Raw genomic sequence first — 11,465 nt, forward strand, 5'->3', positions numbered from 1 at the left:
GATTCTTCGTGCATACCGATAACTTCATGTTTTTATAAAAGAACTTTATTTGTTAGTTTTTATGCTCTCTAGCCTAAATTTTTAATCTGTCAGGACAATGAATCCGGGTCTGCTGAATTCAGTCCGAATATCTTGCCTTCAACATCTTGTGTTTTGTCTGAGCTGATCAAACTCCGATTGCTAAAAGTTATCCGTATGAAATGACGGAAAAAAATTGAAATGACGCACCCACAATCCTTAGCGGTTCTCCAATAACCCTTTATTTAGTTGCAATGATTTGCTAACCTACAATTGATTGTGTTCATAATGAGCGAGGCCGTTTGTATATTCAAAGTTTGCATAGTAGTATCGAGGCCATCAACTTTGAACCAGAATTTTCCAAACGGAGTGATTAATGAGCCTATCTATAGTGATGCCGCTTCACGTAATCAAGCGTGACGGTACCGTAAAAGACTTTGACATGAATAAGATTTCCGCGGCCCTGGCTAAAGCCGGCGCTGCGACCGGTGAATTTGATGACGCCACTGCCAACCGGATCACGCATGTTGAAGTGATGGAAAGGCTCAAACAGTACACAACACCGACCATTGAGCAGATTCAGGACGCGGTGGAAAACGCACTTTTTGATACGGGTTACCGTAAGACGCTGCGTGCTTATATTGTTTACCGCGAACAGCGTGCAAAAGCCCGCGACGCCCGCCGCAGTCTCGTTGATGTGGAAAGCTCCATGAACGAATATCTGCAGCAGCTTGACTGGCGCGTCAATGCGAACGCCAATCAGGGCTATTCTCTGGGCGGTCTGATTCTGAACGTTTCCGGTAAGGTTGTTGCCAACTATTGGCTCAGTTACGTTTATCCGAAAGAAGTCGGTCAGGCGCATCGTGAAGCTGATATTCATATTCATGATTTGGACATGCTTTCCGGCTACTGTGCCGGCTGGTCGCTAAAGACACTGCTCAACGAAGGTCTTAACGGTGTTCCCGGTAAAGTGGAAGCGGGCGCTCCGAAGCATTTGACCAGTGCGATCGGCCAGATCGTCAACTTCCTCGGCACAATGCAGAACGAATGGGCCGGAGCTCAGGCGTTCAGCTCCTTTGACACGTATCTTGCTCCGTTCGTCCGTGTGGACAACCTGAGCTACAAGGAAGTTCGTCAGTGCATTCAGGAACTCATTTACAACCTGAACGTTCCGAGCCGCTGGGGCACACAGACGCCGTTTACCAATCTCACATTCGACTGGGTCTGCCCGGAAGATTTGAGAGAACAGCACCCTCTCATCGGCGGAGAAGAAGCCGACTTCACATACGGTGAACTTCAGGAAGAAATGGCGATGATCAACCGCGCCTACATTGAAGTGATGCTTGAAGGCGACGCAAAGGGCCGCGTGTTCACATTCCCGATCCCGACTTACAACATGACGCCGGATTTTGATTGGGACAGCCCCAACGCGCGTCTGCTTTTCAGTATGACGGCCCGCTACGGTCTTCCGTACTTCCAGAACTTCATCAATTCGGAACTGAAGCCGAATATGATTCGTTCCATGTGCTGCCGTCTGCAGCTTGACCTCCGCGAACTTCTTAAACGCGGCAACGGCTTATTCGGTTCAGCCGAACAGACCGGCTCTCTCGGAGTTGTCACGATTAACTGCGCTCGTTTAGGTTACGTGTTCGCGCAGGACGAAGAAGGTCTTTTCAAGCGTCTTGATTTTCTTCTTGACTTAGCCCGCAACAGCCTTGAAATCAAGCGCAAGGTTATTCAGAGACACATGGATCAGGGGCTCTTCCCGTATACAAGACGTTATCTCGGAACGCTGCGCAATCATTTCTCGACGATCGGTGTCAACGGTATGAATGAAATGATCCGCAACTTCACACAGGATAAGGAAGACATCACAACGGAAGCGGGTCACGATTTTGCAGCGCGTGTACTTGACCATATCCGTGAAAAGATGGTCATGTTCCAGGAAGAAACCGGCCATATGTATAATCTTGAAGCAACACCAGCCGAGGGCACGACTTATCGTTTTGCCAAGGAAGACAAGAAGCGCTTCCCCAAGATCCTTCAGGCAGGCACGCCGGATCATCCCTACTATACCAACAGCTCTCAGCTGCCGGTAAGCTACACGGACGATCCGTTCGAAGCGCTCGAAATGCAGGAAGATTTGCAGAAGAAGTACACTGGCGGTACAGTGCTTCACCTTTACATGAACGAAGCGATTTCGAGTCCCGAGCTCTGCAGCGATATCGTTCGCCGCGCGCTGACGAATTTCCGTCTTCCGTACATTACGATTACGCCGACCTTCTCGGTATGTCCGAAACACGGCTATATCCCGGGCAACCATGAGTTCTGTCCGAAGTGCGACGCCGAACTGATCGCAAAGAAGAAGCAGGAAATGGCCCAGGCCTCTTAATACACAGATTTATTGACTTTGACAGGAGCAGCAAAATGGATGAAAGAGCAAAAGAACAGGAAATCACACTGAAAGACGAAGAACGCACAAAATGCGAAATCTGGACACGCGTGATGGGTTATCACCGTCCTACATCTTCCTTCAACATTGGCAAGCAGGGCGAATTCGCCGAACGCAAGTACTTTGTTGAAAGCAAGTGCGGCTGTGGTAAGTAATCCTTAACCACTTGTCGTTCAGTACGAAGCCTCCGCATGATCGGAGGCTTTTTTAAAGGCCAGAAGATGTCAGAAAAAAAGAGGGAAATCATCGAAATTGAGGAAGTCAGCAGCAAACCGGCTGAAGCGTTAGTCGTCGGCGGACTGGTCCGCTTCACAACGATTGATTTTCCCGGAAGCCTGGCGGCTGTCGCATTTATTCAGGGCTGTCCCTGGCGTTGCGTCTACTGTCAGAACAAAGAACTTCAAAGTCGTCGGCCAGACGCAGAGACCGATCAGGTGAGCTGGGCTTACATTGAGCGGTTTCTTTCGCGCCGAAAAGGGCTGATTGACGGTTTTGTGTTCAGCGGGGGAGAGCCCTGTGTTGATCCCGCGCTCGCTGACGCGGTGAAGAGGGTCAAAGCACTCGGCTATAAAGTCGGACTGCACACCGGTGGGATGTATCCGGCGCGCCTAGCAGAGATTCTCCCGTATTTGGACTGGGTCGGCCTTGACATCAAAGCGCCTCTGTCCGAAGAAGAGACCTATGACAGAGTTGTCGGAAGAAAAGGTTCGGCGCAGAAAGTCAGAAAATCACTTTCCCTGTTGCTTGCTTCCGGAGTCGCTCTGGAGACACGCACGACAGCGCATCCTGATTATCTCAGTGAAGCACAGATCGTCAAACTTGTGAAGGAATTGAAGGAGGCCGGCGTGCGCACATTTGCGCTTCAGATTTATCGCCAGCCGAGAGAGCTTCCCGAGGAGGAAGTGTTGGAGCGCGTCGGCGCGCACTATCCGAATCCGCAGGCTCTGGATGAGCTGAAGGCGCTTTATCCCGAATTTATTCTCAGGCGTCCGTAGCTTTGAACAAAACACATACCGGCACTTGGCAGGAAGAAGCTCAAAAACAGTCCTGTTCGTGTCGGTATTTTTTTTGTTTTCGTTAAACTGAGCCGAGTATCACGTTAAACAGTATCAACGCATCGGAGAGGAACCATGCAGAAATTCAAGCCGGACAACTTTAAGCGCAGTGTTTATCTCGCTGTTGGTGTTTTTGCGGTTGTCGTCGCTCTCATCAAAGGCGTGTATGGTCCGGGAGAGACTCAGACGATCGAGCTGAATCGCCCGGGTGAGCAGGTTCAGCAAGTCGATAAGGAAGGCTTTAAGTTAATTCACGCGACCGTGACGCGTGTTCCGGATGGCGATACGGTTTACATCAAGACTTCCAACGGGCGCGAAGAGCGTGTGAGACTGCTTGGCATAGACGCTCCGGAGGGCAAGATGCCTTATGGAAACAAAAGCCGCGACAACCTCTACCGCATGCTGAAAATGAACGGATTTAAAGCAGAAGTTGCTTACCGCGAGAAAGATCAGTACGGACGCTTGGTCGGCAAGCTTATGACCGATGGGAACGATCTGAACTATGCCCAGGTTAGAGACGGATATGCTTGGGTTTATACGCCGTATGTGAAGGATATGATGAGTTCTGATCGGATGGTGTACCGAGATGCGGAATCTGCGGCGAGAAGAGAGAAGCTCGGTCTTTGGCAGGATCCTAATCCCGAACGACCCTGGGAGTGGCGCCGAGCTCACCCGAGAGCGAATTAGTCCGTACTTTTCTATTGAATCCGACAGGTTTCCGGTCCTTCCGGATTGAGTTCAAAGCAATCCGGGGAGAGAAGTACGGCAACGAAACCGGCTCCGTTAGGCGAGGCCGCAAAAATCGGAAGATCAAATCCTTGTCCGGTCTTAACGGCGACCTCTGCGAGCACCTCTGAAACTTCCGGAAGCGGCAGGAGAATTTCCGGTTTCACCCACATCTTTTCGACTTCTGTTGAGAAGAACGAGGTACCCATGCCAGTCTCGTGTTCGTGGATTTCATCGAGTTTTCTGCTTCCGAGATACTCAAGGTTAGCAATGATCTGCTGAGCTTTTTCATCCTTCAGATAGCTAAAGATTAGCACTCGGCATTTTTCTTTCAGACGATACGATGTGAACGGTTCTGACCTTTTGTCGGAAAAATCAATCGGTCTTCCTTTTACAGGCTGTTTGCTCATTTCTTCTCATTAAATTTATCTTTCCGACCATTGTAGCGGATCGGTTTATATAAAAAATAAACGCCCTTGCGGGCGTTTACTTAGAGCAGGTAATCAGCTTACTCTGACATCGCTGTGAATTTGCGCTGCGTAGGCTTTGACATTAAAGCTTCGCTTCCACATAAAGGCGAGGAAGAGGACAAAGCATGCGGCCGTTGCGCCGAAACTGAGGACCCAGCTTCCCTTTGTAAAGCCTGCAACAATGTAGCCGACGAAACAGCAGCAGGCAATGAACCACGCGTAGGGCAGCTGCGTTGTGACGTGTGAAATATGACTGCAGCCGCTTCCCGCACTTGACAGAATCGTCGTATCGGAGATTGGAGAGCAGTGGTCGCCGAAAACGGAACCTGCCAGCGTAGCGGAGAGGCAGACGATCGTGAGCGAGGGATCGACAGCGGCAGCGACGGGAACCGCGATCGGAATCAGAATGCCGAAAGTGCCCCAAGCGGTTCCGGTGGAGAAGCTAAGGAAGGCAGCGATTAAGAAGATCGCAGCAGGCAGGAAGATATCGAAACCGGAGCCGCCGGCAACGAAAGCCTGTACGAAATTCTGAGTGAGGAGCAGATCGCGGCAGACACCCGAGAGTGTCCAGGCAAGAACGAGGATCACGTTTGCGGGCAGCATGAGCTTCATGCCTTCGATTGTGCCTTCCATGAAGTCATGGAACGTAACCACACGACGCGGGATGTACATTAAGAAAGCGACGGCAAGCGCGCCGAAAGAGGCCCAGACCAGCGCTTTGGAAGCGGTGCAGTTGCCGAGCGCTGCGATCATAGTGTGGTACTGCGGATCTTTGCCCCAGTAGCCGCCGTCATAAAGGAAAGCGAGTACGGCAAAAACGACAAGCGCAATAAGAGGAACCAGCATATCCCAAATCGTGCCTTTTTCGCTTTGGGCATGTTTGCTGCGGTCGATATTTACCTTCTGCTCTTCGGCCACGTTTTTGGAGAGCGCGTTTTCTTCTGCGAGCTTCATCGGGCCGAAATCTCTGTTGGTCCAGCAGAGGTAGATCACGAGCAGCAGGCAGAAGATCGCGTAGAAGTTGTATGGGATCGTGGAGACAAATGCCTGGAAATCGCTTTGGAAAGCACCAGTTGATTTCAAAGAGCTTCCGACGGCGGCCGCCCAGGATGAGACCGGAGCGATAATGCACATCGGCGCGGCGGTTGAGTCAATGATGTAGGCGAGCTTTTCTCTCGAGACCTTATAGGAATCGGTGAGCGGCTTCATGACGGTGCCGACTGTCAAGCAGTTGAAGTAGTCATCGATAAAAATAAAGAAACTCAGGGCGCACGTTGAGAGTACGGAGGTTTCTCTGCTTTTAATCTTTTTGCGTGCGATTTCTCCGTATTTCTTAGTGCCGCCCGACATGTTGAGAACATAGACAAGCGCACCGAGGAGCGTACAGAAAAGCAGGATCTGGAAATCGACTTTTTCGCCCATGAGGGAAAAGGTGACATCCAGCATTTTGATGAGGGGATCGGGAACGCCCGAACCGAACGTATAAATGCAGGCCCCCGAGAAAATGCCGATCAGAAGGGAAGAAAACACTTCCTTAGTGATCAGAGCCAGAATAATCGCGATAATTGGCGGCAATATGGAGAGCCAGCCTGCGGCAAAAGGTTCCATGAGTATTTTTTGAGAAGTTATAGAGACAAGTTAATAATTTTAGCCCAGCTCCGGCCCTGATATTCAAGAGAAAGAAAAGCCTCCGCACTGCGGAGGCCTGCTGATCGTACGATCAGAACAAATTACATAACGCGGCTGCGGTATTCGTCTGTTCTTGTATCGATTTCAATCTTGTCGCCGGTGTTCACGAAAGCCGGAACCTGGATGATGTGGCCGGTGGCGAGCTTAGCGGGCTTCATGACCTTGCCGGAAGTGTCACCCTTAACTGCGGGTTCTGTATAAACAACTTCGCGAACGAGGATTGTCGGCAGTTCGATGGAGATGGCGCGGCCGTTGTAAAGAACGACTTCAGCCTTCATGCCGTCTTCAAGATACTTGAGGACGTCTTCCATGACTTCTGCTTCAACTTCGTACTGGTTGTATTCTTCGTCCATCCAAACATACAGAGGATCACCGAAGTAGGAATAAGAAACTTCCTTCTTATCGAGGATGATGTCTTCGAAACGGTCATCAGCGCGATAAACAGTTTCTGTACCGCCGTTAGAGAGAAGGTTCTTCATTTTGAGCTTAACGGTGGAGGCACCGCGGCCGCCCTTGCTGTATTCGGACTTCAAAACAACCATCGGATTGTTGTTAATCATCACGACGTTGCCGACGCGAAGTTCTTGTGCTGTCTTCATAATTCTTTCACTAGATTAAAAGTTAACGTTCTCGCCGATGCAAACAGGGGCGAACAAAATTTTTTTCAAGCTGACTATTTTAGCTTTAATTCAATAAATTTGCACAGATTTTCACTAAGAGATCCAATTGCGAGGAGATCATTTCTCCAAGACTGTGAGCATATTGAAAGTTCTTCAGTACTGTTTCTCCATTGAGGCCACAGTCTTGGAATCTCCTCAGGTCTTTCGTTCCACGCAATATTCATCTCAAGCCACAGGGGCTGAAGCTCACCGTAGCTCGATGTCAGTCTTGAAGCAAATGCTTTCAATTTCTTGATATGTGTGGATTCCGTCTGAGGATAGATATTCCATATAAACGGCTTAGCCGCGAGCTGGGCTCTCACAAAGGAGTCTTCTCCTCGGATAATCAGACTGTCGGCGCACCAGAGCAGCTGATCGAAATTTTCCTGCGGGACCATCGGAAGGACTCTGGTATGTATGGTTTCAGAGAGATTGTCTTCGCAAAGTTTCAGCCACTTATCCGCTGCCGCGCTTTTAGGTATCAGGACATTGACTTCACGCGCGTCTTTGCTGAGCGCTTCATAAAAATGCTCAAGCGGCGCCTCCGGATAACAGAAAACGAATACCGTGAATACGGATTGCTGCAGCCCGAGATTTTGCAGGAATTCACTGCGATGCTGCTCAAAGGCATTCTGAGCGGTGAGAAGATCATTTTCAATCATAATGCCGCCGGTTTTTTTCGTGACGCCCGGGAAGAAGAAGTACTTCTGCACAGAAAGAGACGGATGAGGCGAAGGCAGACAGTGGCATCCTTCCACCCAATCTTCGGCCGAGAGGTATTCCAGGTTGATCCATAGCGGCTGAGGGCTTTTTGCCGCGATTTTCTTTTCGAATTCATCGGGCAGCCGGCAGCCGAACGTTTCGATCACGACGTCTCCCGGGGTGCACTTCAGACATTCATCCCAGTGCATGACGGCAATATTGCCGAGTGTCTGAGGAAGATTTGAGCTGTTTAGGTTTGGGGCAAGAGCCTGCAGTGTTTCAGGGCGATTGATAAAGAGTCGGACGCGGCCCCCTTTTTCTTTTGTCAGAAGACGAGCTAAGCGCCAGCAGACGCCCGCATCGCCGAAGTTATCAATGACGTCGCAGAAAAGATCAATATTCAGCATGGGTTTTAAAAAAAATTTGAATACAGGCATTGTAAGGACGTTCATCGGATTTTTTGACGCGGAGCGAAGAATGAGGTCGGCGCTTCAGAGTGCATATATCGGGTAACTCTTTGTAATTAAAGACGGCTGCTGACACAGGCTGTCTATAATTCTCAGACATATCAAACGAGACCGAACTATGGAGCAGCAGAACGAGAAGTCAGAACAGGCGGCAGAGGGCATTTCTACAAATGAGACGCCGAAAAAGTTTGACTCGGCTTCCTTTTTAAAAACCCTTCCGCATCTTCCCGGTGTTTATCGGTATTTTGACGCAGCCGGCAATCTTTTGTATGTCGGTAAAGCACGAGATTTAAAGAAGCGCGTGTCGAGTTACTTTCAGAAGACTTTGGCTCCCCGCACGGCTGTTATGGTCAGCCTGATTGCCGACGCGCAGATTACCGTGGTCAATAGCGAGGCGGAAGCGTTAATTCTCGAATCGAATCTGATCAAGACACAGGATCCGCGCTTCAACATTTTATTTAGGGATGACAAGAGTTATCCGTATTTGAAGCTCAGTGCTCAGGAATATCCGAGGCTTTCGTATTATCGGGGGATGCTGGATAAAAAGAATTCCTATTTCGGTCCGTACCCGAATGCGAATGCAGCGAAGGACACGATGGTTCTTCTGCAGAAGATTTTCCAGCTGAGAACCTGTGAGGATTCTGTCTTTAAGAACCGCTCTCGTCCGTGCCTTTTGTATCAGATCGGCCGCTGCAGCGGCGGCTGCACAAGAGAGATTTCGCCTCAGGACTACGCGCACTCTGTGCAGATTGCTAAAGAATTTCTCAGCGGAGATTCTGAAAAGGTGCAGAACGATCTCAGGCGCCGTATGAACGAGTACTCCGAAAAGCTTGAGTTTGAGAAAGCCGCTGTCATGCGGGATCATCTCGCGGCCATTTCGTCGGTTGTCCATCAGCAGTCCATGGAGGCTTCTCCGGATTCGAACGCGGACATCATTGCGGTCGTGATTTCGGAAGGGGAGGTCTGCGTCAATCTTGCGATGGTTCGCGGAGGCCGGCATCTCGGAGACAAAGCGTCTTTCCCGTCGCTTAACGGAAAGACGGAACTTCCTTCCAGAGAAGAAATTCTGGAGGCTTTCATCGTGCAGCACTATTCACACATGGAAGTTCCTCCGGTCATTATTGTCAATCTCGAGGAGAAGAACGAAGCCATCGAAGCAGAACTTGCGGCTTTAGCCGGAAGAAAAGTTACAGTGGTTCGCAAGCCGCAGAATGTCCGCAGAAAATGGCTCGAACTTGCGGTTAAGAATGCGAGAATGGCTGTGGTACGGAGATTAGTCCAAGAGGGCAGTCAGAAGAGACGGATTGACGCTCTGGTGCGGGAGCTTGATCTGAATATTCCGGAATCCGATTATGGAGACTTCCGTGTGGAGTGTTTTGACATCAGTCATACGTCCGGAGAGGCGACACAGGCCTCCTGCGTAGTGTTTGCCAACAATAAGATGGACAGTTCGCAGTATCGCCGCTTCAATATTCATGATGTAAAAGCCGGGGACGACTATGCAGCTATGAGGCAGGTCCTGACACGCCGCTATCAGAGGGTGGCCAACGGAGAGGCTCAGCTTCCGACGATTGTGCTGGTTGACGGCGGTCGAGGGCAAGTCAAAATGGCCTGTGAAGTGTTTGACGAGTTGGGCTTAGACAAGAGTGTGATTGTCGGCGTTGCCAAAGGCGAAGGCCGCAAAGTCGGTCTGGAGGAACTGGTTTTTCCCGATCCGGATCGAGAGCCGTTAAAGCTCGGACCGGAGTCCGCAGCCCTAATGCTTATTGCACAGATTCGCGATGAGGCACACCGTTTCGCGATCACAGGTATGCGTGCAAAACGTGCAAAGGTGAGAAATTATTCTAGAATCGAGGATTTGGAAGGCGTCGGGCCAAAGAGAAGGCAGAAGCTGTTGGAGCGGTTTGGAAGTTTGAAAGTGCTTTCAAATGCTTCGATAGAAGACATTGCATCTGTGGAAGGCATCTCCCGAACTATTGCAACTCAAATTTACGCTCAGCTTCATGAACACATCTCCTAAAAAAGTCAGAATCAACATTCCGATGGTCCTTACCTGGACCAGAATCGCGCTTATTCCGCTGATTGTCGGCGTGTTTATGGTTCCGACAACGATTTTATCTATTCAGCATCAAAATCTCATCGGCTGCATATTTTTTATCGTCGCAGCCATTACTGACGCACTTGACGGCTATATTGCCCGTAAATACGGGATGGGAACGCAGCTGGGCGCATTCTTGGATCCGGTCGCAGACAAACTGATGGTGAGCGCGGCGCTGATTGTTTTGCTGAACTTCGGGCGAGTAGACATGCTGGTCGCCCTGGTGATTATTGGCCGCGAAATTACTGTTTCAGCGCTCCGCGAGTGGATGGCGCGCGTCGGAGAATCGGGCAAAGTCAAGGTCAACTGGTTTGGCAAGATCAAAGCGATTGCCCAAATGGTCTCAATTCCGATGCTTTTATATTTCGATGACATCGCAGGAGTTGATATTTACTTTATCGGCACAGTGCTGATTTACATCGCAACGGTTCTCACGCTTTATTCGATGTTCGTTTATCTGAAGGCCGCAGCTCCGTTTTTTGGCAATGAGCCGAAAAATTAAGCCGCTGTCTGCAGCCTAGACAAAAGAACCTCCGGTCGCTGAAATGATTCGGAGGTTTTTCTTTTTACAAGCGATTTATATCGCTTTTTGAAAATAGACAGGAAGGGAAAGACTTTGCGGTCACCAAGCAACTCGGAAGAAATATTAAGGTTTGGATAACAGTAATAAAAATAAATAACCTTATGAATATATGCATTTTTTATTAGGGTGATGCTATTAAGTTCTAAGAGCAATCTTGAATAGCTGCGGTTACTCAAACGCCGGTTGAATGTCCGAAAAAATAAAAAAGCGGATTTAATGGAGAGTTCGTAAAGAAAATAAGGCTGAAATAAAAGTATACAACTGATATAACTATTTGATTATCTGCAATAAATTAAATATACCCGATCTGAAAAGAAAATTTTTTTCGCTTGAAGATTTGACAACCCAAAAAATCATCTTCATAATTCGCATCCTCGCTGATCAACACGACAGCGAAAACAAAGTTCTTTAAAAATTTATCGACGACCGATAAGAGCGGGCGCTGAAGATTTAAGCGGGTTTAGAGGACTGAATTCGCGAAGAAATTTTTAGCTCGCGCTTATTGGATGAAGGAGTAGAAATACTCCGTCAAACACCAAGAGAGTG

Annotated in this window: 10 protein-coding genes; 6 read left to right on the top strand and 4 right to left on the bottom strand. The window is 49.2% G+C overall.

What is annotated here, in order from left to right:
• The first annotated feature begins 394 nt into the window (after positions 1-394).
• The 4 genes from E5987_RS05745 to E5987_RS05760 all read left to right on the top strand — a co-directional run bounded on the left by E5987_RS05745 (position 395) and on the right by E5987_RS05760 (position 4,212).
• Positions 395-2,410, top strand: a complete 2,016-nt coding sequence (locus tag E5987_RS05745; RefSeq protein ID WP_160335143.1) for a ribonucleoside triphosphate reductase — start codon at positions 395-397, stop codon at positions 2,408-2,410.
• A gap of 35 nt (positions 2,411-2,445) precedes the next feature.
• Positions 2,446-2,625: an anaerobic ribonucleoside-triphosphate reductase gene (nrdD, locus tag E5987_RS13285; RefSeq protein ID WP_160335144.1), complete on the top strand. Its 180-nt coding sequence runs from the start codon at positions 2,446-2,448 to the stop codon at positions 2,623-2,625.
• 66 nt (positions 2,626-2,691) lie between these two features.
• On the top strand, positions 2,692-3,465 hold the full coding sequence (locus E5987_RS05755; RefSeq protein ID WP_160335145.1) for an anaerobic ribonucleoside-triphosphate reductase activating protein: 774 nt from the start codon (positions 2,692-2,694) through the stop codon (positions 3,463-3,465).
• A gap of 135 nt (positions 3,466-3,600) precedes the next feature.
• Positions 3,601-4,212: a thermonuclease family protein gene (locus E5987_RS05760; protein ID WP_160335146.1), complete on the top strand. Its 612-nt coding sequence runs from the start codon at positions 3,601-3,603 to the stop codon at positions 4,210-4,212.
• A gap of 11 nt (positions 4,213-4,223) precedes the next feature.
• On the opposite strand, the gene E5987_RS05765 is transcribed toward E5987_RS05760, so the two are convergent.
• From E5987_RS05765 to earP, 4 genes are all read right to left on the bottom strand, one after another.
• Positions 4,224-4,661, bottom strand: coding sequence for a hypothetical protein (locus E5987_RS05765; RefSeq protein WP_160335147.1), 438 nt, complete (start codon positions 4,659-4,661; stop codon positions 4,224-4,226).
• 93 nt (positions 4,662-4,754) lie between these two features.
• A complete protein-coding gene (locus tag E5987_RS05770; protein ID WP_160335148.1) occupies positions 4,755-6,329 on the bottom strand; it encodes a Na+/H+ antiporter NhaC family protein in 1,575 nt (524 codons plus the stop codon).
• 122 nt (positions 6,330-6,451) lie between these two features.
• Positions 6,452-7,009 carry an elongation factor P gene (gene efp, locus E5987_RS05775; protein WP_160335149.1) on the bottom strand — a complete coding sequence of 186 codons (558 nt, stop codon included), beginning with the start codon at positions 7,007-7,009 and terminating at the stop codon, positions 6,452-6,454.
• A gap of 74 nt (positions 7,010-7,083) precedes the next feature.
• Complete coding sequence (gene earP, locus E5987_RS05780) at positions 7,084-8,223, bottom strand: elongation factor P maturation arginine rhamnosyltransferase EarP (RefSeq protein WP_237178741.1); 1,140 nt, start codon at positions 8,221-8,223, stop codon at positions 7,084-7,086.
• Positions 8,224-8,356: 133 nt separating this feature from the next.
• Between earP and uvrC the strand changes: the two genes are divergently transcribed.
• Together uvrC and pgsA are read left to right on the top strand one after the other, a co-directional pair.
• Entirely contained in the window at positions 8,357-10,258 is a 1,902-nt protein-coding gene (uvrC, locus tag E5987_RS05785; protein WP_160335150.1) for an excinuclease ABC subunit UvrC, read from the top strand.
• Positions 10,242-10,838, top strand: a complete 597-nt coding sequence (gene pgsA / locus E5987_RS05790) for a CDP-diacylglycerol--glycerol-3-phosphate 3-phosphatidyltransferase (RefSeq protein ID WP_160335151.1) — start codon at positions 10,242-10,244, stop codon at positions 10,836-10,838. The genes uvrC and pgsA overlap by 17 nt, the downstream gene beginning before the upstream one ends.
• Positions 10,839-11,465: the final 627 nt, after the last annotated feature.

The sequence above is a fragment of the Parasutterella muris genome, from assembly GCF_009767915.1.
In the GTDB taxonomy this organism is placed as follows: Bacteria; Pseudomonadota; Gammaproteobacteria; order Burkholderiales; family Burkholderiaceae_F; genus Parasutterella; species Parasutterella muris.